General features: G+C 72.5%; 16 protein-coding genes and 1 riboswitch. Of the genes, 10 read left to right on the top strand and 6 right to left on the bottom strand.

Features of this window, described 5'->3' with window-relative positions; genetic code table 11:
* Positions 1-39: 39 nt before the first annotated feature.
* The 4 genes from ACSU6Z_RS22405 to ACSU6Z_RS22420 all read left to right on the top strand — a co-directional run bounded on the left by ACSU6Z_RS22405 (position 40) and on the right by ACSU6Z_RS22420 (position 6,186).
* Complete coding sequence (locus tag ACSU6Z_RS22405; RefSeq protein ID WP_437048141.1) at positions 40-2,160, top strand: ATP-binding cassette domain-containing protein; 2,121 nt, start codon at positions 40-42, stop codon at positions 2,158-2,160.
* 174 nt (positions 2,161-2,334) lie between these two features.
* A complete protein-coding gene (locus tag ACSU6Z_RS22410; RefSeq protein WP_437048143.1) occupies positions 2,335-3,222 on the top strand; it encodes a FadR/GntR family transcriptional regulator in 888 nt (295 codons plus the stop codon).
* A 424-nt stretch (positions 3,223-3,646) separates the two neighbouring features.
* Positions 3,647-5,173 (top strand): RNA polymerase sigma factor, encoded by a 1,527-nt coding sequence (locus ACSU6Z_RS22415; protein ID WP_437048145.1) that lies wholly within the window; start codon positions 3,647-3,649, stop codon positions 5,171-5,173.
* Positions 5,174-5,328: 155 nt separating this feature from the next.
* On the top strand, positions 5,329-6,186 hold the full coding sequence (locus ACSU6Z_RS22420) for a S1 family peptidase (RefSeq protein ID WP_437048146.1): 858 nt from the start codon (positions 5,329-5,331) through the stop codon (positions 6,184-6,186).
* A 126-nt stretch (positions 6,187-6,312) separates the two neighbouring features.
* Here the strand turns inward: ACSU6Z_RS22420 and ACSU6Z_RS22425 are convergent, their stop codons facing one another.
* Positions 6,313-6,543 (bottom strand): DUF7455 domain-containing protein, encoded by a 231-nt coding sequence (locus ACSU6Z_RS22425; RefSeq protein ID WP_358784557.1) that lies wholly within the window; start codon positions 6,541-6,543, stop codon positions 6,313-6,315.
* 440 nt (positions 6,544-6,983) lie between these two features.
* Here ACSU6Z_RS22425 and ACSU6Z_RS22430 point away from each other — a divergent pair, with 440 nt between their 5' ends.
* Positions 6,984-9,107, top strand: coding sequence for a DNA gyrase/topoisomerase IV subunit B (locus ACSU6Z_RS22430; protein WP_437048148.1), 2,124 nt, complete (start codon positions 6,984-6,986; stop codon positions 9,105-9,107).
* A 390-nt stretch (positions 9,108-9,497) separates the two neighbouring features.
* Here the strand turns inward: ACSU6Z_RS22430 and ACSU6Z_RS22435 are convergent, their stop codons facing one another.
* The 4 genes from ACSU6Z_RS22435 to ACSU6Z_RS22450 all read right to left on the bottom strand — a co-directional run bounded on the left by ACSU6Z_RS22435 (position 9,498) and on the right by ACSU6Z_RS22450 (position 14,408).
* Positions 9,498-10,178: a response regulator gene (locus tag ACSU6Z_RS22435; RefSeq protein ID WP_437048149.1), complete on the bottom strand. Its 681-nt coding sequence runs from the start codon at positions 10,176-10,178 to the stop codon at positions 9,498-9,500.
* Positions 10,175-11,851, bottom strand: coding sequence for a sensor histidine kinase (locus ACSU6Z_RS22440; RefSeq protein ID WP_437048151.1), 1,677 nt, complete (start codon positions 11,849-11,851; stop codon positions 10,175-10,177). The genes ACSU6Z_RS22435 and ACSU6Z_RS22440 overlap by 4 nt, the downstream gene beginning before the upstream one ends.
* Before the next feature lie 112 nt (positions 11,852-11,963).
* A complete protein-coding gene (locus ACSU6Z_RS22445) occupies positions 11,964-12,908 on the bottom strand; it encodes a sucrase ferredoxin (RefSeq protein WP_437048153.1) in 945 nt (314 codons plus the stop codon).
* Between the two features lie 204 nt (positions 12,909-13,112).
* On the bottom strand, positions 13,113-14,408 hold the full coding sequence (locus tag ACSU6Z_RS22450; protein ID WP_437048154.1) for a citrate/2-methylcitrate synthase: 1,296 nt from the start codon (positions 14,406-14,408) through the stop codon (positions 13,113-13,115).
* A 108-nt stretch (positions 14,409-14,516) separates the two neighbouring features.
* Here ACSU6Z_RS22450 and ACSU6Z_RS22455 point away from each other — a divergent pair, with 108 nt between their 5' ends.
* A complete protein-coding gene (locus tag ACSU6Z_RS22455; protein WP_437048156.1) occupies positions 14,517-15,683 on the top strand; it encodes a citrate synthase/methylcitrate synthase in 1,167 nt (388 codons plus the stop codon).
* 244 nt (positions 15,684-15,927) lie between these two features.
* Positions 15,928-17,061, top strand: a complete 1,134-nt coding sequence (locus ACSU6Z_RS22460; RefSeq protein WP_437048157.1) for a CobW family GTP-binding protein — start codon at positions 15,928-15,930, stop codon at positions 17,059-17,061.
* Here the strand turns inward: ACSU6Z_RS22460 and ACSU6Z_RS22465 are convergent.
* Entirely contained in the window at positions 17,058-19,514 is a 2,457-nt protein-coding gene (locus ACSU6Z_RS22465) for a DNA gyrase/topoisomerase IV subunit A (protein ID WP_437048158.1), read from the bottom strand. The genes ACSU6Z_RS22460 and ACSU6Z_RS22465 overlap by 4 nt on opposite strands.
* A 274-nt stretch (positions 19,515-19,788) precedes the next feature.
* Here ACSU6Z_RS22465 and ACSU6Z_RS22470 point away from each other — a divergent pair, with 274 nt between their 5' ends.
* The 3 genes from ACSU6Z_RS22470 to ACSU6Z_RS22480 all read left to right on the top strand — a co-directional run bounded on the left by ACSU6Z_RS22470 (position 19,789) and on the right by ACSU6Z_RS22480 (position 23,701).
* The gene (locus tag ACSU6Z_RS22470; RefSeq protein WP_437048160.1) at positions 19,789-21,141 is read left to right on the top strand and encodes a M16 family metallopeptidase; all 1,353 of its coding nucleotides are present in this window, start codon (positions 19,789-19,791) and stop codon (positions 21,139-21,141) included.
* Positions 21,138-22,526 carry a M16 family metallopeptidase gene (locus ACSU6Z_RS22475; RefSeq protein ID WP_437048161.1) on the top strand — a complete coding sequence of 463 codons (1,389 nt, stop codon included), beginning with the start codon at positions 21,138-21,140 and terminating at the stop codon, positions 22,524-22,526. The genes ACSU6Z_RS22470 and ACSU6Z_RS22475 overlap by 4 nt, the downstream gene beginning before the upstream one ends.
* Before the next feature lie 214 nt (positions 22,527-22,740).
* Positions 22,741-22,903: riboswitch (cyclic di-AMP (ydaO/yuaA leader) on the top strand.
* A 12-nt stretch (positions 22,904-22,915) separates the two neighbouring features.
* Positions 22,916-23,701 carry a M23 family metallopeptidase gene (locus tag ACSU6Z_RS22480; RefSeq protein WP_437048163.1) on the top strand — a complete coding sequence of 262 codons (786 nt, stop codon included), beginning with the start codon at positions 22,916-22,918 and terminating at the stop codon, positions 23,699-23,701.
* Positions 23,702-23,767: the final 66 nt, after the last annotated feature.

Consider the following 23,767-nt stretch of genomic DNA (forward strand, 5'->3'; position numbering starts at 1 on the left):
TGCCCGGAAAATCGGACATAACGCGCTATCTTGCTGCGGGTGATCCAGGCCTTCGGACTGACCAGCAAACCCCGCAAAGAGCTGCCACCCGCCGTCGACGACGTCTCGTTCGAGGCGCACGCGGGTCGCGTCACCGCGCTGCTCGGAGCGTCGGGCGCCGGCAAGACGACGGTGATCCGGCTGATGCTCGAACTCCAACAGGGCCGAGGCGCCACGTACTTCAGGGGCCGCCCCCTGCACCGTATCGCCCATCCCTCGCGCGAGGTGGGCGTGCTGCTGGGCGATGTGCCGGGGCATCCGGCCCGGACGGTCCGGGGCCACCTGCGCATGCTGTGCGCGGCCGTCGGCGTTCCGGCGCGGCGCGCCGACGAAGTCCTGGAGGCGGTGGGCCTCGTGAGCCTGCGCGACGAGCGCCTCGGCACACTCTCCCGCGGCATGGACCGCCGGCTCGGCCTGGCCTGCGCCCTGCTCGCCGACCCCCACACCCTCGTCCTCGACGCCCCGACCGACGGCCTCTCCCCTCGTGAGGCCCGCTGGCTCCACGGCGCCCTGCGTACCTACGCCGTCCAGGGCGGCACCGTCCTGTTCTCCACGGCCGACCCGAAGGAGGCCGCGCGCACCGCCGATCGCGTCGTCACGCTGGACCGGGGCAGGCTCGTCGCCGACCAGGAAGCCGCGGACTTCGCCCGCACCCGGCTGCGCCCCCGCGTCGCCGTCCGCAGTCCGCACGCCGCCCGCCTCGCCGCGCTGCTCGCCAAGGAGGCCCGCGTGGCACGACGTTCCGTAGAGGTGGTGCGCGAAGGGGGCAACCGCCTGTCCGTGTACGGCAGTACGTGCGCCGACATCGGTGAGACCGCCTTCCGGCACGGCATTCTCGTGCATCAACTGGCGGATGAGATCGGCGACATGGGGCCCGGCGCGGGATCGGCGCCCCCGGATCACAGGTCCGCCGCCCACGACCACCGCTCCGCCCGGGACCACGGCGCCGACCCGGGGCGGCGCCTTCCCCGGGAGCGACGCGCCGGTGCGCGGGCCCACCGGGACGGCGCCGGTCACGGCACGAACGGGCGGCCGCCGGCCGACGCCGCCGATGCGCCCTCCGGTCCGCCGGAGCAGGCCCCGGACACTCGCACGGGAACCGAACAGCGCCCGGACCAGGATCCGGCGGAAGCCACTCCGTGTACGGTTCCGGACACCTCGGGCCCCGGCCCGCGCCAGGCACCCGAACCCGCGGAACCCGCCGCCCCCCGCGCGAGCCTCCCCTCCGCGGAAACCGCCCTCCACACGGCCTCCGCCCGCACCGGGGCCGCCTCCGCCGGAGCCGTCCCCGCCCGTCCCCCCCTCCTCGCCCCGGTCTCCCCGCTTCCGCCCCCCATCTCCGTCCGCTCCGCCCCCAGCCCCCTGCGCCCCCTCCGCTACGAGATCCGCCGTGCCGCAGGCGTCGGTACCGGGTTCCTCACCGCCGCTGTCGTGCTCGCGGTGTCCGCGGTGACCGCTGTACTGCTGGCTCGCGTCGGGCACACCCCGCAGCCGCGCCTGCTCGCCGCGTGGCCGCGGGAGCTGCCGCTGCCGCCCGCCGCGCTCGGTGCGGGGCTGCTGGGCGCGCTCTCCTTCGGGGACGAGTTCCGTCACCCCGCCCTGGCGGTGGACCGCGGCACCGTGCCCCGCAGGCTGGGGCTGCTCGCCGCCAAACTCCTGGTCTCCGCCGCCACCGCGCTGCTGCTGGCCTTCCTCACCGTGGGCTGCGACGCCGAAGTGCTCTATCTGTTCTACGGGCAGGAGTTCACCCGTCTTCCCACCGACTGGCCGTCCCTGGTCGCGGGGTGGGCCGGCCTCGTGGTCGGGTGCGCCTGGGCCGGTGTGCTGGCCGCCGGACTCTTCCGGTCCACCACGGCCGGACTGGCCGCGGTCGTCGCCGTCCCCGTCCTCGTCCTGCCACTCGTACAAAAGGTCTGGGAGGGATCGTCCGTACGGGCCGCGACGGGGCTTCCGGTGCGGCTGCGCGAGGTCTTCCTGACCCAGTGGCCCTTCGGGGGAGAGCGCTATCTGGTCGCCACGCTGCGCGTACTCGCCCAACCCGTCGGTGGTGCGCTGACGTTGTCGCTGACCGCTCTGTTCTGCGCTTATCTGCTCACGGCCCTGCGCGGAAGGGTCAGATGAAGGCTGCCCGATCCGGTTCCGCCCCGGTTCCATACCGGCCCTGTGCACAACTCCCCGTGGAAAGTCCATTTCTTTCCGATAAGGCGTCAATTGCGACGGGGTGAGCGATCACCCTTTCGTGTGCTTTTCACCAAAGACCTCAAGGGAGTTGGAGGCACCGCCGACAAAGGATGCGTGAGTACCCTTGCGCAGACCATGATGACCGCCGCCCGCTCCGCAGACTCCGGCCTCGCGAGCCCGGGCGAACTCGACCGCTACCCCTACGCCGAGACGCCCGCCGTCGACCGCGTCGGACCCCCCGCCTGGGAGGGGGCGGATCCCGAGCTCGGCCGCGTGGGCCGGCGCGCCGCGGGCAGCCGCGGACGCGGGCTGCACGGGCAACTCGTCCAGCAGCTGGGTCAGATGATCGTCTCCGGTGACCTGGGTGCCGACCGCCCGCTGGTGCCCGAGGAGATCGGGCAGCGTTTCGAGGTGTCCCGCACCGTCGTCCGCGAGTCGCTGCGCGTCCTGGAGGCCAAGGGTCTGGTCAGTGCCCGCCCGAACGTCGGTACGCGCGTGCGTCCCGTGAGCGACTGGAATCTGCTCGACCCCGACATCATCGAGTGGCGGGCGTTCGGGCCGCAGCGCGACGACCAGCGCCGAGAGCTCAGCGAGCTGCGCTGGACGATCGAGCCGCTCGCCGCCCGCCTCGCCGCCGGGCACGGACGTGAGGATGTCCAGCAGCGCCTGGCCGACATGGTGGAGATCATGGGCCACGCCATGGGACAGGGCGACGCGCTCACCTTCTCGCGCGCCGACGCCGAGTTCCACGCCCTCCTCATCCAGGTCGCGGGCAACCGCATGCTGGAGCACCTGTCCGGGATCGTCTCCGCGGCCCTCCAGGTCTCCGGCGGCCCGGTCACGGGCTGCGACCGGCCGAACGAGGCGTCACTGGTGCAGCACGGCAGGATCGCCGACGCCCTCGCCGCCGGCGACGGCGCGGCGGCCGAGGCGGCCATGCGCCAACTGCTCACGGTCCATCCCGAAGTGGAACGCGTGGTGCCCGCCCCTCGCGAGCACTGACCGCGTTCCGCGCAGCGGCGCGGCCGGGACCGCCGGCCCCCTCCTCCGGCCGTGCCCGGCCGATGCGCCGTCGCCCGCGGGCTCCGCGGAATCCCGGCGATTCCGCGGAGCCCGGTGGCCCGGCGAGACGGCGGCGTCCTGTCCGGGGGCGGATCAGTGCCACGGATGACCTCTTTCGATCACATCTGACAGGTTTTGAACGCTTACGGGGTGTGACTCGGGCCACGCGGATTGGGCGTAACGCTCGTGGAAGCAGCGCGATGACCTAAGAGGTGACAGCCGCGGAGGAATACGGACGCCGTTCACGGCGCTGTGCATCTCCCGGCCCCCGCCCGCGCCGTCGGCCCATCCCCAAGCCGGCGGTCGGCCCCTGTCCGCCCGGACGGGGCCGGAAGCCGTTTTCCAACGTTCCGAGAGGTTGTTCGTGTCGGCCAGCACATCCCGTACGCTCCCGCCGGAGATCGCCGAGTCCGTCTCTGTCATGGCGCTCATCGAGCGGGGAAAGGCTGAGGGGCAGATCGCCGGCGATGACGTGCGTCGGGCCTTCGAAGCTGACCAGATTCCGGCCACTCAGTGGAAGAACGTACTGCGCAGCCTCAATCAGATCCTCGAGGAAGAGGGTGTGACGCTGATGGTCAGTGCCGCAGAGCCCAAGCGCACCCGCAAGAGCGTCGCAGCGAAGAGTCCCGCCAAGCGCACCGCGACCAAGACGGTCGCGGCCAAGGCGGTGACCACCCGGAAGGCCACCGCGACCGCCTCCCCGGCGGCGTCCGCCGGTGACCCCGCCACCGGGGAGGAGGCGCCGAAGAAGGCGGCCGCCAAGAAGACGACCGCCAAGAAGGCGGTGGCGAAGAAGGCCACCGCCAAGAAGACGGCTGCCAAGAAGACCGCCGCCAAGAAGGACGACGTCGAACTGCTCGACGACGAGGTGCTCGAGGAGACCAAGGTCACCGACGAGCCCGAGGGCACCGAGAACGCGGGCTTCGTGCTGTCCGACGAGGACGAGGACGACGCGCCGGCCCAGCAGGTCGCCGCGGCCGGTGCCACCGCCGACCCGGTCAAGGACTACCTCAAGCAGATCGGCAAGGTCCCCCTGCTCAACGCCGAGCAGGAGGTCGAGCTCGCCAAGCGCATCGAGGCGGGCCTGTTCGCCGAGGACAAGCTGGCCAACTCCGACAAGCTGGCGCCGAAGCTCAAGCGCGAGCTGGAGATCATCGCCGAGGACGGCCGCCGCGCCAAGAACCACCTCCTGGAGGCCAACCTCCGTCTGGTCGTCTCCCTGGCCAAGCGCTACACCGGCCGCGGCATGCTCTTCCTGGACCTCATCCAGGAGGGCAACCTCGGTCTGATCCGGGCGGTCGAGAAGTTCGACTACACCAAGGGCTACAAGTTCTCCACGTACGCCACCTGGTGGATCCGCCAGGCGATCACCCGCGCCATGGCCGACCAGGCCCGCACCATCCGCATCCCGGTGCACATGGTCGAGGTCATCAACAAGCTCGCGCGCGTGCAGCGCCAGATGCTCCAGGACCTGGGCCGCGAGCCCACCCCGGAGGAACTGGCCAAGGAACTCGACATGACCCCGGAGAAGGTCATCGAGGTGCAGAAGTACGGCCGTGAGCCGATCTCGCTGCACACCCCGCTGGGCGAGGACGGCGACAGCGAGTTCGGTGACCTCATCGAGGACTCCGAGGCCGTCGTCCCGGCCGACGCGGTCAGCTTCACGCTCCTGCAGGAGCAGCTGCACTCCGTGCTCGACACCCTGTCCGAGCGCGAGGCGGGCGTCGTCTCCATGCGCTTCGGTCTCACCGACGGTCAGCCGAAGACCCTCGACGAGATCGGCAAGGTGTACGGCGTGACGCGTGAGCGCATCCGTCAGATCGAGTCCAAGACGATGTCGAAGCTGCGCCACCCGTCGCGTTCCCAGGTGCTGCGCGACTACCTCGACTAGGTCACCCGGCCGCACGACCGGCCAGGCCCGGCTCCCGCGCGGGAGCCGGGCCTTCGTGTTGCCGGGGGACGCCGGCACCGCGTGCCGCAGGTGCGGGACGCGGCGAAGTCGATCACTCTGGGTGTCTCGCCTCTACCTCGGAGTGAGGAGACCGCATGCGTCGCCGCGTTGTCCGGGTGCTGGCCCGGTCACTGGTCCTGGCCGCCACAGCGACTGCCGTACCGCTGGGATCCGCCGCCCCCGCGACCGCCGGCGGCCTCGTCGTCGGAGGCTTTCCGGTCGACGCGTCCGACAGCCCGTGGGTCGTGGCGCTGTCCAGCCGTGAACGGTTCGGGGGTACCCGGGCGGGTCAGTTCTGCGGGGGAGTCGCCGTGGGCCGGGCCACCGTGCTCACCGCGGCCCACTGCCTGGGCGGGAGGGTCCTGGGGACGCCGGTCGAGCGGGTGCGCGACCTGAGGGTCGTTGCGGGCCGCACGGACCTGCACGCGGACCAGGGGCGCGAGATCGCCGTCCGTGACGTCTGGGTGAACCCGGCCTACGACGACGTCAGCAATGCCGGGGACTACGCCGTCCTGACCCTCGCCGAACGCCTCCCCGCCGGGTCGTCCCTGGCGATGGCCCCCACCGGTGACGCCGCGTACACACCGGGCACGGACGCCCTCGTCTACGGGTGGGGGGACACCTCGGGCGCCGGCGACTACGCCGGCAGTCTGCGGGCGGCGCGTGTGAGCGTCCTGCCGGACGCGGTGTGTGAGGAAGCGTATCCGAGCGGTGCCGAAGCGGAGTACCGCGGCGACGGCATGCTGTGCGCGGGAGAGATGTCCGGTGGCCGCGACGCGTGCCAGGGGGACAGCGGCGGCCCGCTGGTCGCCCGCGGAAAACTGATCGGACTCGTCTCGTGGGGCAGCGGGTGCGGACGCTCGGGCAGCCCCGGGGTGTACACGCGGATCTCGGCCGTCCTGCGCGCGCTGGGCTGGGAGGCCGCCGCGGCGGGACGGAGTGAAGGCACCTGACGGGCGTCGCCGACGGGGACACGAGCACGGGCGGCCGCCCCTGCGGTTACAGGGGCGGCCGCCCGTTCCCGGCCTGTGCCGGGTTGGCTCGTCGTCTGATGCGAGGTGGCCGTCTGGTGCGAGGTGTCAGCGCTCCTCGTCGGAGGCGTTTGCCGGAACGGAGGTCAGGCGCTCGGTCTCGTCCTGTATCTCAGCGGCGATCTTCTTGAGTTCCGGCTCGAACTTGCGCCCGTGGTGGGCGCAGAAGAGCAGTTCCCCGCCGCTCAGCAGGACGACGCGCAGGTAGGCCTGGGCGCCGCAGCGGTCGCACCGGTCGGCGGCCGTCAGCGGGCTTGCGGAAGTCAGAACAGTAGTCACGTCGCCTCTTCTCTAGCTCGACGAGCTGTCGTACCAGGGTCAACATCCAACCAGCCCCAAACGTTCCCGCTCGTGGCTTTTCCTCGAAAGAATCTTCCGGGGAGGTCGGCTGCTGCCGGTTGGCGGCGAATGTGCCGTATTGCGTGTCAGTCGTGTCGTACGGGTTCGCGCGGTCGGTCAGGGTCGGTCCCACCGGCTGGGTTGCCGGTTGTTCATGAGGACGTGCCCGGAGCCTAGATGGTTCATGCCTCGATGGAAACGTGATGTGTGCTTCACCCCGTCAAGGGATCGAACGCATATGCGATCCTGGACTAGTCTGAGCTCCTGGTGAGGGTGGCGTTACAACGGCTCTACCAGGCATCGGTACCCTCTCACCGGTGACTGACGCCGCGCCCTTACCCAGAAGGGCCCCATCTGAAATTCAGCGAGGAGCGAACCGCGTGACCGCCGAGACGTCCGTGCCGTCCACAGCGCTGCTGGCAGGAGCAGACCGGGACGGTTCCAACTACACCGCGCGGCACCTGCTCGTCCTCGAGGGGCTCGAGGCCGTGCGCAAGCGCCCCGGCATGTACATCGGCTCGACCGACAGCCGTGGCCTGATGCACTGCCTGTGGGAGATCATCGACAACTCCGTCGACGAGGCCCTGGGCGGGTACTGCGACCACATCGAGGTGATCCTCCACGACGACGCGTCGGTGGAGGTCCGCGACAACGGCCGCGGCATCCCGGTCGACGTCGAGCCCAAGACCGGCCTGTCCGGCGTCGAGGTCGTCATGACCAAGCTGCACGCCGGCGGCAAGTTCGGAGGCGGCTCGTACGCCGCCTCCGGCGGCCTGCACGGCGTCGGCGCCTCCGTGGTGAACGCCCTGTCCGCCCGGCTGGACGTCGAGGTCGACCGCGGCGGGCACACCCACGCCATCAGCTTCCGGCGCGGCGTCCCCGGCGCCTTCTCCGGCACCGGTCCGGACGCGAAGTTCGAGGCCAGGAGCGGTCTGCGCAAGGCCAAGAAGATCCCCAAGAGCCGCACCGGCACGCGCGTGCGCTACTGGGCCGACCGCCAGATCTTCCTCAAGGACGCCAAGCTCTCCCTGGAGAACCTGCACCAGCGCGCCCGCCAGACCGCGTTCCTGGTGCCCGGCCTGACGATCGTCGTCCGCGACGAGTTCGGCCTCGGCGAGGGCGGCAGCAAGGGTGAGGAGTCCTTCCGCTTCGACGGCGGCATCAGCGAATTCTGCGAGTTCCTGGCGAGCGACAGGCCCATCTGCGATGTCCTCCGCTTCTCCGGGCAGGGCACGTTCAAGGAGACGGTTCCCGTCCTGGACGACCACGGTCAGATGACGCCCACCGAGGTCACGCGCGAGCTCGGCGTCGACGTCGCGCTGCGCTGGGGGACCGGCTACGACAGCACGGTCAAGTCGTTCGTCAACATCATCGCCACCCCCAAGGGCGGCACCCACGTGGCCGGTTTCGAACAGGCGGTCGCGAAGACGATGAACGAGGTGCTGCGCGCCAAGAAGCTGCTGCGCGTCGCCGAGGACGACATCGTCAAGGACGACGCCCTGGAGGGCCTCACGGCGGTCGTCACGGTCCGCCTCGCCGAGCCCCAGTTCGAGGGACAGACCAAGGAGGTCCTCGGCACCTCGGCGGCCCGCCGCATCGTGAACAACGTCGTCTCCAAGGAACTCAAGGCGTTCCTGACGTCCACCAAGCGGGACGCCGCCCAGCAGGCCCGCGTCGTCATGGAGAAGGCCGTCGCCGCGGCCCGTACCCGTATCGCCGCCCGCCAGCACAAGGACGCGCAGCGCCGCAAGACGGCCCTGGAGTCCTCCTCGCTGCCGGCCAAGCTCGCCGACTGCCGCAGCGACGACGTCGAGCGCAGCGAGCTGTTCATCGTGGAGGGGGACTCCGCGCTGGGCACGGCGAAGCTGGCCCGGAACTCCGAGTTCCAGGCGCTGCTGCCGATCCGCGGCAAGATCCTCAACGTCCAGAAGTCGTCCGTGTCGGACATGCTGAAGAACGCCGAGTGCGGCGCGATCATCCAGGTCATAGGAGCCGGTTCCGGCCGGACCTTCGACCTCGACGCGGCGCGCTACGGCAAGATCATCATGATGACCGACGCCGACGTGGACGGCTCCCACATCCGGACCCTGTTGCTGACCCTGTTCCACCGCTACATGCGGCCCATGGTCGAGGCGGGCCGGGTCTTCGCCGCGGTGCCGCCGCTGCACCGCATCGAACTGGTCCAGCCGAAGAGGGGGCAGGACAAGTACGTCTACACGTACTCGGACCGCGAGCTGCGCGACAAGCTCATGGAGTTCCAGAGCAAGGGCATCCGCTACAAGGACTCCATCCAGCGGTACAAGGGCCTCGGCGAGATGGACGCCGACCAGCTGGCCGAGACCACCATGGACCCGCGCCGCCGCACCCTGCGCCGGATCAACCTCACCGACCTGGAGGCCGCCGAGCAGGTCTTCGACCTCCTCATGGGCAACGACGTCGCGCCCCGCAAGGAGTTCATCTCCAGCTCGGCGGCGACGCTGGACCGGTCGCGCATCGACGCCTGACGCGACGCCGCGGCCCGGGCCGGCGACCGCCCCACCCGAGGGGTGGAAACGGAGGGGGAAGAGCCGGGGGCCCTCCCGGCCTGCCCGTTCCCGGGCAGGCAGTCGAGCAGCGATCGTTCCCGGCGCGGCCCGGGCCGGTCCGCAACCGTGGCCGGTGCGCGCTCGCCGGCGTCGTGGCGGCCCGGACGGCGCAGCGGCCGGTGCGGATCGCGGCGGGAACCTCCTCGGTGCCCGTGCCCGTGCCCGTGCCCGTGCCCGTGCCCGTATCCGTGGCGCAGGCGGGGCACGGGCAGCCCGGCCGCGCCGCTGCCGGGGGCACGAGCGAGACGGCGCGGGCCTGAACCGGCCGCCCCGCGGCGGGGAGGCGCAGCTCACGCGGTGGTGTCGCGCTCAGGCGCGGGTCGCCCACACGTAACGGTGCTCCGGCCGGCCCGCGTCCCCGTACCTGAGGGTCAGCCGGGCCCGTCCCGTGCGCTCCAGGAGCTTCAGGTAACGCTGGGCGGTCTGTCGGCTGACGCCGGTCCGTTCGGCGATCTCCTGGGCCGAGAGGGGGCCGTCGGCCTTCATCAGGGACTGCCGCACCAGCTCCGCGGTGGTGGGGGAGTGCCCCTTGGGCAACCCCGGCTCGGACGGCGCCGACAGCGCGCCGAAGATCCGGTCCACCTCGGCCTGCTCCGCCTCGCCGCCGCCGTCCAGGGTGCGGCGCAGCTCCGCGTACGCCTCCAGCTTGGCGCGCAACCCCGCGAAGGCGAACGGTTTGACCAGGTACTGCAGCGCGCCGTGCCGCATCGCCGCCTGCACGGTCGACACGTCCCGCGCGGCCGTCACCATGATCACGTCGGCCTGGTGGCCGCGCCGGCGCATCTCCTGGACGACCGCCAGCCCCGTACGGTCGGGCAGGTAGTGGTCCAGGAGGACCAGGTCGAGGCGGGGCAGCGTCCCCAGGCTGCGCAGCGCCTCCGCCGCGCTGTGCGCCTCACCGGCGACGTGGAAGCCCGGCACTTTCCCGACGTAGGCGGCGTTGACCCGCGCGACCCGCGTGTCGTCGTCCACGACCAAGACCTCGATCATCGTGTCTCCTCCTCGGCGGCGGTGTCCGCGGGTGCGGTCAGGGCGGGCTGCGGGATCCGGTCCGGCTCCGCCAGCGCCTCCGGCAGGACGACGGTGAACTCCGCGCCCCCGCCGTGCGTCTCGCCGACCGTCGCGCTGCCGCCCTGCCGTTCGGCCAGCCTGCGCACCAGGGACAGCCCGATGCCGCGCTGCCGGTGCGCCGGCGGTTCCTTGGTGGACCATCCCTCCAGGAAGACCGACTCCCGGTGTTCCGGCGGGATCCCGGGTCCGGTGTCGCGCACCCGGAGGACCGCGGTGCGGCCTTCCGCGCGCAGTTCGACCTCCACGCGCGCGTGCCGCGTCCCGGCGACGGCGTCGAGCGCGTTGTCGACCAGGTTGCCGACGATCGTGACGAGTCCCCGCGCGTCGATCAGGCGGTCCGGGAGCCGGGTCCGGTCCGAGACCCACAGGGCCACGCCGCGCTCCGCCGCCACGGTCGCCTTGCCGACCAGCAGGGCGGCGAGCAGGGGGTCCCGGATCCGCTCGGTGACCTGCTCCGAGGTGGCCCGGTGGTCGCCGACCACCTCGCCCACGAACTCCACGGCGTCGTCGTACATCTCCAGCTCCAGCAGCCCCAGCAGCGTGTGCATGCGGTTGGCGTGCTCGTGGTCCTGGGCCCGCAGGGCGTCGATCAGGCCGCGTGTGGAGTCCAGCTCCCGGCCGAGCTGCTCCAGTTCGGTGCGGTCGCGCAGGGTGGCGACGGCGCCGCCGTCGCCGGTGGGCATCCGGTTGGCGACCAGGACCCGCTGGCCGCGCACGGTGAGCAGGTCGGTTCCGGTCACCCGGCCGGCCAGCACGTCGGCCGTACGCCCCTCGCCGAGTGCCTCGCCGGGGGAGAGGCCGACGGCTTCGCCACCGATGCCGAGCAGGCGCTGCGCCTCGTCGTTGAGGAGGCGGATCCGGCCGGCGCGGTCCAGGGCGACGACGCCCTCGCGGATGCCGTGCAGCATGGCCTCGCGTTCCGCGAGCAGCGCCGCGATGTCCGAGAAGGCCAGGTCCCGGGTCTGCCGCTGCACACGGCGCGAGATCAGCCAGGCGGCCAGCGCGCCGACGGCCAGGGCGCCGCCGGCGTACGCGAACAGTCCCGGGATCGCGTGGAGCAGCCGGGCCCGGACGCTGTCGTAGGCGATGCCGACGGAGACGGCCCCCACGATCTCACCACCGCTGTCGCGCAGCGGCACCTTGCCGCGGGCGGAGCGGCCGAGCGTGCCGTCGTCGATCTCCATGACCTCCCGCCCGGCCAGCGCCTGCCCGGGGTCGGTGGAGACGACGCCGCCGACCCGCCGCGGATCGGTGTGCGACCAGCGCACTCCCCGCGCGTCCATGACGACGACGTACTCCGCCCCGGTGGCCCTCCGGATCCGTTCCGCCTCCCGCTGCACCGGGCCGTTCGGCGACGGGCGGGTATTCCGCAGGTCCCGCGCGATCTGCGGCTGCTGTGCCGTGGTCTGCGCGATCGCGAGCGCCCGGCGCATCGCCTGGTCGTCCAGCTGATCTCCGAGCGGCGCCAGGAACAGCCCGGTGGCGAGCACCGCGACACCCGCGGCGATCGCCAGCTGCATGAGCAGCACCTGTGAGAACACCCGCCGGGGCAGTCCGAGGCGCAGGCGGCGCGCGGGGGGAGTGGGGCTCATACCCCGACGGTACGTGGCGGCGCGGGACGTGCCGCAGAGGGGTGCGGAGCGGATTCCCGCGCTCGGCCCGGCCAAGTCCTGGGCCTGTGCTGCCGCGCGCCGCCCGGCGCGGTCAGCTCACGAGCGCCGCCGCCATCGTCAGCTCGCGGACCGTCTGCACGTCCATGCGGGCCGGCGAGCCCAGGACCGACGTCCCGCAGCTCTCCGGGCGCGGCGGCAGCGCGGCCCCCTGCGTCACGACGACCCGCCAGCGCCTGCCGTCGGAGTGGGCGACGGTCACCTCCCAGCGCGGGGCCGCGCCGTCGGTCCGTGCGACGCTCAGCGCGTCCGCCGCGTGTTCGCCCGTCGCCGCGCGCACGGCCAGCTCGGCCGCCTGGCCGGGCCGCTCCCACGCCGAGCTTCCGCGACAGCCGTCGACGACGATCCTCCCCTCGCGCACACCGCGCAGGATCTCCCTGACGGCCCGGGCCCCCACCCGGCCGTACGCGTAGCCGTAGGGCAGCACCAGCAGCGTGGGTGAGAAGCGGTGGCCACCCAGGTGGGTGACCTCCCAGACGCCTTCGACACCCGAGGCGGCGAGTTCGGCGGCCAGCGGCCGGCCGAGGAGCGCGCAGCAGCGGTCGCGCTTGCCGTTGGTGCAGACCAGCGTGAGCGGGCCGCCCGCGTGGGGGCGGCCGTCGAGCGCGGCGTCGAAGGTGCGGTGGTCGCCCCGGCCGAGGGTGGCGAAGTCGAGGTCGAGCAGCCGGTGCGGATCGGTGATCGTGGCCTCGCGCACCCAGGCGTTTCCCGGGACGGTGTGGGCCGCGTACACCCGTCGCTCGGCGGACGAGTCGCAGTCCGCGTGGTGGCCGGGGCGGCGGATGAGCGCGATACGCACTCCCGTGCCCTCGGCGGCCTTCTCCAGGGCACGGCCGAGCCCGGGGTCGAGGTGGCTGGAGGTGAGGGCCTTGGCCCCCCACGGACCGGGCTGTTCCAGCAGCAGCCAGGTCCTCGCGGTGGCCGCGGTTCCCGCGACGGGCTCCTCGAGGTCCCGGGAGACGGTTGAGCACGTACTCACAGAGGTGAGCCTAACCTGACTTGGGTGGCGGCGACTTTCGGCCGTGCCCGGGTGTGGCATCGGGAGCCGCCCCGGGCGCCGGGATGCTGTGGCACCGGAGTTCCCGAATACCGTCCGCCCATACCTCACGGATCTCGGAAAACGCACCCTCCGCAAGCGTTTCCGTCCGTGCCGTTCCGTCCGGGGAGCCGTCCGCGCCGGGCGTCACCACCCTCCTCGTCCGCCGTGCGCCTCCTCGCCCCGTCCGGGCAGCGGCCGAGGCGGTCGCGGACCCACGTACGTCCCGCTCGGGCGCATGCGCAGCGGATCTTCCCCGTACTCCTCCAGGGCGTGGGCGATCCAGCCCGCCGTACGGGCGACGGCGAAGATCGTCTCCCCTGCCGTGGCGGGCATCCCGGAGGAGGCGGTGAACACGGCCAGCGCCAGGTCGACGTTGGCGTGCAGCGGAGTGTGGCGGGCGGTGGTGGCGACGATGTCACGGGCCGCGGCGAGGGCGGGCGCCGCCGCGGGGATCTCCTCCAGGAGGGCGAACAGGGCACGCGCGCGGGGGTCCTCACCGGGATAGAGCCGGTGGCCGAGTCCCGGAACGCGGCGGCCGGCGCGCAGTTCGTCCGTGATCACCGGTGCGGCGCTGCCCTGGTCGAGCACCTCCAGCAGCAGCCGGTGGGCGAGCCCGCTGGCCGCACCGTGCAACGGGCCCTCGATCACCCCGAGACCGGCGGAGACGGCCGCGTAGGCGTGTGCCCTGGCCGACGCGGCGACGCGTACGGCGAGTGTCGAGGCGGCCAGGTCGTGGTCGGCGAGCAGGGACAGCGCCCTGTCCAGGACCTTCAGTGACGCCTCGTCGGCGGGCCGCCCGCTCAACCGCCCCCACAGGCGGCGGGCCAGCGGCCCTTCGTCGCGGTGACCGGGCGCGACCGGCGGCAGGGCGGCGACCAGGGTGGGGACGAGGGCGCGGGCGGTGCCGAGCACGGCGGCCTCGGAAAGGTCGAAGCGCAGCGGATCCGCGGTCGCCGCGGCGGCTGCCGCCACCCGCAGCCGGTCGGTGGGGCCGGCGTGCTCGGGCAGGGCGTCGACGGCCCGGCGGGCGGCTGCGACGGGGGCGTCGGGAGCGTGGAACGCGGCGCCGGGACGCAGCCTTCCCGTCCACAGCCACTCGGCGACCTCCTCGTAGGTGTGGCGGGCCGCCAGCTCCACCGCGTCGACGCCCCGGAAGTAGTACCGGTCCGTGTCGATGAGCGTGATGCGGGTGCGGACGGACGACTCGGCGCCGGACGCCGTCCCGGTACCGCTCTCCCGCCTGTTGCGCCGGGCGAGCGCCTCCACCTCCGCGGCGGCGAAGGTGCTGCCCCGTCCGCCGGGCTCGCGCCGGCTGCTGAGCTGGCCGCGGCTGACGTACGCGTACACGGTCTCGGGCTTCACGCCGAGGAGTGCGGCGGCCTCCTTGGTGCTCAGGCGCCGCTCTGCGCCGACGGACCGGCCGGATTCCTGATCACGCATGGGATCACCGTATCCACCCTGCCTGAACATTGATTCAGTCAATATTGACTGGCGAATCGTCAAGTGTGGATAGTCGAATCAACCAAAGGAGAGGGCTGGGAGGAAGACATGACGGACAACAGGCCCGGAACCGCGCTCGTCGACGTGCCGCGGGGGCTCGCGGGCGTCGTGGTCACCGACACCGAGATCGGTGACGTCCGCGGGCTCGAGGGCTTCTATCACTACCGCCAGTACTCGGCCGTGGAGCTCGCGCGGACCCGCTCCTTCGAGGACGTGTGGCACCTGCTGGTCCACGGGGAACTGCCGGACTCGCGGCAGAGCGCCTCCTTCGCCGCGCGGACCGCCGCGCTGCGGCGGCTGCCCGACCGGGTGAGGGCGGCCCTGCCCGCCCTCGCGGCGGCCGGCGGGCGTTCCGGCCCGCTCGCCGGAATGCGGACGGCGCTGTCGCTGCTCGGCGCCGCGCAGGGCTTCCGCCCGGTGTACGACATCGATGCCGACCGGCGCCGCCGCGACGGCCTCGTGGCGGCGGCGGCGGTGCCGACGCTGCTCACCGCGCTGCACCGGCTGGGACGGGGACTGCGGCCGGTGGAGCCGCGCGAGGACCTGTCGTACGCCGCGAACTACCTCTACATGCTGACGGGGTCGGAACCGGACGAGGAGCGGACGCGCGCCGTCGAGCAATACCTGATCTCGACCATTGATCACGGATTCAACGCGTCGACGTTCACGGCACGGGTCATCGCGTCGACGGGGGCGGACATGGCCGGCTGCCTCACGGGGGCGGTGGCGGCGCTCTCGGGGCCGCTGCACGGGGGAGCGCCCGCCAGGGCGCTGGACACTCTCGACGCGATCGGTACGCCGGACCGCATCGACTCCTGGATCCGTGAGCGCGTCCTCGCGGGTGAGCGCATCATGGGCTTCGGCCACGCCGTCTACCGCACCGAGGACCCCCGCTCCAGGATGCTGCGTGAGGTGGCCCGGCGGTTCGGCGGTCCGCGAGTCGAGTTCGCCGTCGAGGTCGAGCGGCGCGTCGAGGCGATCCTCGCGGAACTGAAACCCGGCCGGGAGCTCCACACCAACGTCGAGTTCTACGCGGGCGTGGTGATGGAACTGTGCGGCCTGCCGCGGGAGATGTTCACGCCGACGTTCGCGGCGGCGCGGGTGGTGGGCTGGAGCGCGAACGTCCTGGAGCAGGCGGAGGACAGGAAGATCATCAGGCCGGTGGCGCGGTACGTGGGGCCGAAGGCGCCGGCGGCCGTGCCCCGGGCGGCCTGACCGCGGGGCCCGGCCGTCGACGCCGGGCTCCGCTTCGGCCTTCGCGCGGACGGCTTCCCACCGACGCCGTTGCTCCCGCGGACCGTCGGCAAGGCCGTGATCACCGCACTCGTGCCACCTGGGCGCTCGCCGCTCGCCCACCTCGGAGCGGTTCCCGCGGCTCGTATCCTGGGACGGCATTCCGGTTTCGTTCCCGCACCGGCGCCGTGTGCCGGTGCGCGGTGACGCGAGAGAGGTCGTACACGTGGGGCAGAGCCCGACTCCGCAGATCCCGGTCGTCGTCCTCGCCGGATTCCTCGGCTCCGGGAAGACGACCCTTCTGAACCATCTCCTCCACCGCAGCGGAGGCAGCCGCATCGGCGCCCTGGTCAACGACTTCGGGGCGATCGAGATCGACGCGATGGCGGTGGCGGGGGCCCTCGGCGACTCCACCGTCTCCCTCGGCAACGGGTGCCTGTGCTGCGCCGTCGACACCGGCGAGCTGGACCTCTACCTGGAGCGCCTGGCCGCGCCCGCCAACGGCATCGACGTCATCGTCATCGAGGCCAGCGGTCTCGCCGAGCCGCGGGAGCTGGTGCGCATGGTCCTCGCCAGCGAACACCCCCGGGTCGTCTACGGCGGGCTCGTCGAGGTCGTCGACGCCGCCGAGTTCGACGAGACCCGTGCGAGGCATCCCGAGATCGACCGGCATCTCGCCCTCGCCGACCTGGTCGTGGTCAACAAGCTCGACCGGGCGGCGGACGGCGACCGGGTGCTCGGCCTCGTCCGTTCCCTCACCGACCGCGCCGCCGTCGTCCCGGCCACCTACGGCCGGATCGACCCCGAGTTCCTCTTCGACTGCAAGCCGAGCGAGGAACGCGTCGGACAGCTGTCGTTCGACGACCTCCACGACCACTCCCGGGAGGGGGACGGGGAGCACACCGGCCACCTGCACACCGGCTACGACAGCCTGTCCTTCGTCTCCGACGCCCCGCTGGACCCGCGCCGGCTGATGGCCTTCCTCGACAGCCGGCCCGAGGGGCTGTACCGGATCAAGGGATACGTCGACTTCGGCCCGTACGACGTCCGCAACCGGTACGCCGTCCACGCCGTCGGGCGCTTCCTGCGCTTCTACCCGGAGCCCTGGACTCCGGACGAGGCGCGCCGCACCCAGCTGGTGCTCATCGGCTCCGGCATCGACGCCTCCGCTCTCGGCAAGGAGCTGGAGGCGTGCAGGAGCGACGCCCCGCACGCCGACGAGCACGGCATGTGGGGCGTCCTGCGGTACGTCCAGGACCCGGACGATCCGGATGTGGACCCGGATGATCCGGACCTGGACGATCCGGCTCCGGATACGGCTCCGGAGCCGGACGCGAGCCTGAGGGACCCGTCGCTCTAGACGACCGGCCCCGCCACCACCGCGACCGTCTTCGGCAGGGACACGCCGGAGCCGTCGCGGCGCGGGTCGATCTCCGGGAGTTCGGCGGGCGAGCCGTTCTTCTGGGCGGCGCGGGCCGGGGCGGCGCCCGCCCAGGCCAGGGACAGGCAGTCCTCGCCCTTCAGGAACCGCTGGCAGCGCACACCGCCGGTGGCCCGCCCCTTGCGCGGGAACTGGTCGAACGGGGTCAGCTTGGCCGTGGTCTGCACGGAGTCGTCCAGCGTGCCGCGCGAACCCGCGGCCGTGAAGACGACCGCGTCCGCCGCCGGGTCGATCACCGTGAACGAGATGACCTTCGCGCCCTCGGCGAGCTTGATGCCCGCCACACCGCCGGCCGGCCGGCCCTGCGGACGCACCTGGGAGGCCTGGAAGCGCAGCAGCTGGGCGTCGTCGGTGATGAAGACCAGGTCCTCCTCGCCGGTGCGCAGCTCGGCCGCGCCGACGATCCGGTCGCCCTCCTTGAGGGTGATGACCTCCAGTTCCTCCTTGTTGGCCGGGTAGTCGGGCACCACGCGCTTGACGACGCCCTGCTCCGTGCCGAGCGCCAGGCCGGGGGAGGACTCGTCGAGCGTGGTGAGGCAGATCACCGTCTCGTCGTCCTCCAGGGAGACGAACTCCGCGAGCGGCGCACCGCCCGACAGGTTCGGCGCCGCCGCCGTCTCCGGGAGCTGGGGGAGGTCGACGACGTTCAGGCGCAGCAGGCGGCCCGCCGACGTGACCACGCCGACCTCGCCGCGCGCCGTGGCCGGCACGGCCGAGACGATCACGTCGTGCTTGACGCGCTTGCCGCCGGAGTCGGCGGGGAACGGCTCGGCGTTCGCGGTGCGGGCCAGCAGCCCCGTCGAGGACAGCAGCACCCGGCACGGGTCGTCCGCCACCTGGAGCGGCACGGCGGCCGGGGTGCCCGCCGACTCCAGCAGGACCGTACGGCGGTCGGTGCCGAACTTCTTGGCGACCGCGGCCAGTTCGGAGGAGACCAGCTTGCGCAGCTCCGCGTCCGACTCCAGGATCCGGGTCAGCTCCTCGATCTCGGCGTTGAGCCGGTCCTTCTCGGCCTCCAGCTCGATGCGGTCGTACTTGGTCAGCCGGCGCAGCGGCGTGTCGAGGATGTACTGGGTCTGGATCTCGCTCAGCGAGAAGCGCTCGATCAGGCGCTGCTTGGCCTGCGCGGAGTTCTCGCTGGAGCGGATGAGGCGGATGACCTCGTCGATGTCGACCAGCGCGGTGAGCAGGCCCTCGACCAGGTGGAGGCGGTCGCGCCGCTTGCCGCGGCGGAACTCGCTGCGGCGCCGGACGACGTCGAAGCGGTGGTCGAGGTAGACCTCCAGCAGCTCCTTCAGGCCCAGCGTGAGCGGCTGGCCGTCGACCAGGGCGACGTTGTTGATGCCGAAGGACTCCTCCATCGGCGTCAGCTTGTAGAGCTGCTCCAGCACCGCCTCCGGCACGAAGCCGTTCTTGATCTCGATGACCAAGCGCAGGCCGTGCTCCCGGTCGGTGAGGTCCTTGACGTCGGCGATGCCCTGGAGCTTCTTCGAGCCGACCAGGTCCTTGATCTTGGCGATGACCTTCTCCGGGCCGACCATGAACGGCAGCTCGGTGACGACCAGGCCCTTGCGGCGCGCGGTCACGTTCTCGACGGAGACCGTCGCGCGGATCTTGAAGGTGCCGCGGCCCGACTCGTAGGCGTCCCGGATGCCGGACAGGCCGACGATCCGGCCGCCGGTGGGCAGGTCGGGGCCCGGGACGTGCTTCATCAGCGCGTCGAGATCGGCGTTCGGGTACCGGATCAGGTGCCGGGCGGCGGCGATCACCTCGCGCAGGTTGTGCGGCGGCATGTTGGTGGCCATGCCGACGGCGATGCCCGAGGCGCCGTTGACCAGCAGGTTCGGGAAGGCGGCGGGCAGCGCCACCGGCTCCTGCTCCTGGCCGTCGTAGTTGGGGGCGAAGTCGACGGTGTCCTCGTCGATGGACTCCGTCATCAGGCTCGTCGCCTCGGCCATCCGGCACTCGGTGTAGCGCATGGCGGCCGGCGGGTCGTCGTTGCCCAGCGAACCGAAGTTGCCGTGGCCGTCGACGAGGGGCACACGCATGGAGAAGGGCTGGGCCATGCGCACCAGGGCGTCGTAGATCGACGCGTCACCGTGCGGGTGCAGCTTGCCCATGACCTCGCCGACGACGCGGGCGCACTTCACGTAGCCGCGGTCGGGGCGCAGCCCCATCTCGTTCATCTGGTAGACGATGCGGCGGTGCACCGGCTTCAGGCCATCGCGCGCGTCCGGCAGGGCGCGGGAGTAGATCACCGAGTACGCGTACTCGAGGAAGGAGCCCTGCATCTCGTCGACGACGTCGATGTCGAGGATCTTCTCCTCGTACGAGTCGTCGGGCGGCGGGGTCTTCGTACTGCGGCGGGCCATCGCTGCCGGCTCCTTGCTGAAGCGTGGACGGGGATCTGACGCGGACCATTGTGGACCGGGGCACTGACAACGGCCGACGAGGACCCGTCATGGGCTGCCCGGCCCGGTGCTGCCCGCAGGGTACGCCCTCACCCCCGGTGACCTCGCACCCCGTGCTCGCTCTCGGCGTACGGCGGCCGGGAACTCCGCCGCCGGTCCGCACGCTTGCATACAGTGGCAGGACCGGCAGGAAGACTGCGGTTCACCCGATGATTCCGCGATCGAAGGGACGTACATGCCCATGGGTCACACGGCCACAGCCCAGGCAGGCTCCGGCGGCCTGACAGCGACCGAGCACCGCCTGGCCAACGGCCTGCGCGTGGTGCTCTCCGAGGACCACCTGACCCCGGTCGCCGCGGTGTGCCTCTGGTACGACGTGGGCTCGCGCCACGAAGTCAAGGGGCGCACCGGTCTGGCTCACCTTTTCGAGCACCTCATGTTCCAGGGCTCGGCCCAGGTCGAGGGCAACGGTCACTTCGAGCTGGTGCAGGGCGCCGGCGGCTCGCTGAACGGCACCACCAGTTTCGAGCGCACCAACTACTTCGAGACCATGCCCGCCCACCAGCTGGAGCTCGCCCTCTGGCTGGAGGCCGACCGCATGGGCTCCCTGCTGACCGCCCTCGACGAGGAGTCGATGGAGAACCAGCGGGACGTGGTCAAGAACGAGCGCCGCCAGCGGTACGACAACGTGCCCTACGGCACCGCGTTCGAGCGGCTGACCGCCCTCGCCTATCCGGAGGGCCACCCCTACCACCACACCCCGATCGGCTCGATGGCCGACCTGGACGCGGCGACCCTGGAGGACGCGCGCGCGTTCTTCCGGACGTACTACGCGCCGAACAACGCGGTGCTGTCGGTCGTCGGCGACATCGACCCCGAGCAGACGCTCGCCTGGATCGAGAAGTACTTCGGCTCCATCCCGTCCCACGACGGCAAGCCCGAACCCCGCGACGGCTCGCTGCCCGACATCATCGGCGAGCAGCTGCGCGAGGTCGTCGAGGAGGAGGTCCCGGCCCGCGCGCTGATGGCCGCCTACCGCCTCCCGCAGGACGGCACGCGCGCGTGCGACGCCGCCGACCTGGCCCTCACCGTCCTGGGCGGCGGCGAGTCCTCCCGCCTGTACAACCGGCTCGTCCGCCGGGACCGCACGGCCGTCGCGGCGGGCTTCGGCCTGCTGCGGCTCGCGGGGGCGCCCTCGATGGGCTGGCTGGACGTGAAGACCTCCGGCGACGTCGAGGTGCCGGTCATCGAGGCCGCCATCGACGAGGAGCTCGCCCGGTTCGCCGAGGAGGGCCCGACGGCCGAGGAGATGGAGCGCGCCCAGGCCCAGCTGGAGCGCGAGTGGCTGGACCGGCTCGGCACGGTCGCGGGCCGCGCCGACGAGCTGTGCCGGTACGCCGTCCTGTTCGGCGACCCCCAGCTCGCCCTGACCGCCGTGCAGCGCGTCCTCGACGTGACGGCCGCGGAGGTCCGGGAGATCGCCCAGGCCCGCCTGCGCCCCGACAACCGCGCGGTGCTCGTGTACGAGCCCGTCGCCGCGGACGCCGGGACCGAGGCCACCGACGACAACGAGGAGGCGGCCAAGTGACCGAGCTCGCCACGATGGAATTCCACCCCCGCCCGTCGGCCGGCGAGCCCAAGCCGTGGGCGTTCCCCGCCCCGGAGCGAGGGACGCTGGACAACGGCCTGACGGTTCTGCGCTGCCACCGCCCCGGCCAGCAGGTCGTCGCCGTGGAGGTGTCGCTGAACGCGCCCCTGGACGCCGAGCCGGCCGGCCTCGACGGCGTCGCCACGATCATGGCGCGGGCCTTCTCCGAGGGCACCGACAAGCACTCCGCCGAGGAGTTCGCCGCCGAGCTGGAGCGCTGTGGCGCCACCCTCGACGCGCACGCCGACCACCCCGGCGTCCGCCTGAGCCTGGAGGTGCCGGCCTCCCGCCTGGCCAAGGCGCTCGGCCTGGTCGCCGACGCCCTCAGGGCGCCCGCCTTCGCCGACGGCGAGGTCGAGCGGCTCGTCCGCAACCGCCTCGACGAGATCCCGCACGAGCTGGCCAACCCCTCCCGCCGGGCCGCCAAGGAGCTCTCCAAGGAGCTGTTCCCGGCCGACTCGCGCATGTCGCGCCCCCGTCAGGGCACGGAGGAGACGGTCGCGAACATCGACTCCGCCGCCGTGCGCGCCTTCTACGAGCGGCACGTCCGCCCGGCCACGGCCACCGTCGTGGTCGTCGGCGACCTCACGGGCATCGACCTCGACGCGCTGCTCGGCGACACGCTCGGCGCGTGGACCGGCTCCCCGGCCGAGCCGCGGCCCGTGCCCCCGGTGGTCGCCGACGACACCGGCCGGGTCGTCATCGTGGACCGCCCGGGCGCCGTGCAGACGCAGCTGCTGATCGGCCGCACCGGGCCGGACCGGCACGACCGCGTGTGGCCGGCGCAGGTGCTCGGCACGTACTGCCTCGGCGGCACCCTCACCTCCCGCCTGGACCGCGTCCTGCGCGAGGAGAAGGGCTACACCTACGGTGTGCGGGCGTTCGGCCAGGTCCTCAGGTCCGCGCCGGACGGCACGGGCGCCTCGATGCTCGCCATCAGCGGTTCCGTCGACACCCCGAACACCGGTCCCGCCCTGGCGGACCTGTGGTCGGTGCTGCGCACCCTCGCCGCCGAGGGGCTCACCGACGCCGAGCGCGACGTCGCCGTGCAGAACCTGGTCGGCGTGGCGCCGCTGAAGTACGAGACCGCGGCGGCCGTGGCGAGCACGCTGGCCGACCAGGTCGAGCAGCACCTCCCCGACGACTACCAGGCCGAGCTGTACCGGCGGCTCGCCGCCACCGGCACCGTGGAGGCCACCGCGGCGGTCGTGAACGCCTTCCCGGTGGACCGCCTGGTGACGGTCCTCGTCGGTGACGCCGCGCAGATCAAGGCGCCCGTCGAGGCCCTCGGCATCGGCGAAGTCACCGTCGTCGCGGCCGAGTAGGCCGGCCGCCGGGCGATCCGGCGGCGGCACGTGCGCGCGGGGCCCTGGTGACGCATCCGTCACCAGGGCCCCTTTATGCCCGAATTGGGGCGGAGGTTGCCTGTCTGGCCTGTGGGATGTGCAACAAAAGCCGCCTTCCGTTTGGGGATTGAAAGGTGTCCCCTTTAGCGTCTTCCAGGCTGTTCGTCAGGCAGTGCGCCGCACCCGCGGCACCGGACAGCCATCGCCGAGTCCCCGTACGGCGCGAGCCAGGGGAGCCGGGGACCCAACGCAGTCCCTGGGGTGAATCGGACGCCCGCGCGCAGCGAGGGGGTCCGTAGGAGACCTTCCTGCTCCGAACCCGTCAGCTAACCCGGTAGGCGAGAGGGAAGGAAAGGACCAGTCTGTCCATGGCGTTCACGCGCGCCACCGGGAAGCACCGTCGCCCCAGCCGGACGCAGCGCACCACCGCCCGCGCGGCGGGTGTCGCGGCGCTCACCACCACCGGTGTCGTCGGCACCGTCGCGGCCCCGGCGTTCGCCGCCGAGCCGGCTCCCGAGCAGACCGGCCTCACCCCGGTCGTCACGATCGGCGGCTCCATCGCCGACGAGATCGACGCCCAGGCCGCCGCGCAGGAGCAGGCGGCCGAGGAGGCCGCCCTGCGCAAGATGGCCGAGGAGGCCGCGCGCGAGCGGGCCGCCGAGGCCGCCAAGGAGGCGAAGGCGGCCGCCGAGAAGGCCCGTGCGGCCAAGGAGCGCGCCGCCCGCGAGGCCGAGCGCAAGCGCCTGAACACCTACGTCATGCCGATCGCCGGGTCCTACGTCTCCACCGCCTACCGGGCCGGCAGCTCCCTGTGGTCCTCCGGCAGCCACACCGGCGTCGACTTCCACGCCGCGAGCGGCACCTCCGTGCACGCCGTGGGCGCCGGCACGGTCGTCGCGGCGGGCTGGGGCGGCGCGTACGGCAACCAGGTCGTGATCAAGATGCACGACGGTACGTACACCCAGTACGCCCACCTGTCCTCCATCGGCGTCTCCGTCGGCCAGACCGTCGCCCCGGGCCAGCGGATCGGCCTGTCCGGCGCCACCGGCAACGTCACGGGACCGCACCTGCACTTCGAGGCGCGCACCAGCCCCGAGTACGGCTCCGACATCGACCCCGTCGCCTACCTCCGCGCGCACGGCGTCACCCTCTGACGCCTCCGACGCCCCGGACGCCGCCGCGCGTCCGTACGCCCCGGCCGCTTCCCGGCCGGGGCTTTC

The sequence above is a fragment of the Streptomyces sp. enrichment culture genome (assembly GCF_964273145.1).
Taxonomy (GTDB): Bacteria; Actinomycetota; Actinomycetes; order Streptomycetales; family Streptomycetaceae; genus Streptomyces.

Excerpts from the sequence above, each read along its gene's own strand:
- ACSU6Z_RS22470 (WP_437048160.1), top strand. The coding sequence starts at position 19,789 with ATGCCCATGGGTCACACGGCCACAGCCCAGGCAGGCTCCGGCGGCCTG.
- ACSU6Z_RS22455 (WP_437048156.1), top strand. The coding sequence starts at position 14,517 with ATGACGGACAACAGGCCCGGAACCGCGCTCGTCGACGTGCCGCGGGGG.
- ACSU6Z_RS22465 (WP_437048158.1), bottom strand. The coding sequence starts at position 19,514 with ATGGCCCGCCGCAGTACGAAGACCCCGCCGCCCGACGACTCGTACGAG.
- ACSU6Z_RS22480 (WP_437048163.1), top strand. The coding sequence starts at position 22,916 with ATGGCGTTCACGCGCGCCACCGGGAAGCACCGTCGCCCCAGCCGGACG.
- ACSU6Z_RS22435 (WP_437048149.1), bottom strand. The coding sequence starts at position 10,178 with ATGATCGAGGTCTTGGTCGTGGACGACGACACGCGGGTCGCGCGGGTC.
- ACSU6Z_RS22420 (WP_437048146.1), top strand. The coding sequence starts at position 5,329 with ATGCGTCGCCGCGTTGTCCGGGTGCTGGCCCGGTCACTGGTCCTGGCC.
- ACSU6Z_RS22440 (WP_437048151.1), bottom strand. The coding sequence starts at position 11,851 with ATGAGCCCCACTCCCCCCGCGCGCCGCCTGCGCCTCGGACTGCCCCGG.
- ACSU6Z_RS22450 (WP_437048154.1), bottom strand. The coding sequence starts at position 14,408 with ATGCGTGATCAGGAATCCGGCCGGTCCGTCGGCGCAGAGCGGCGCCTG.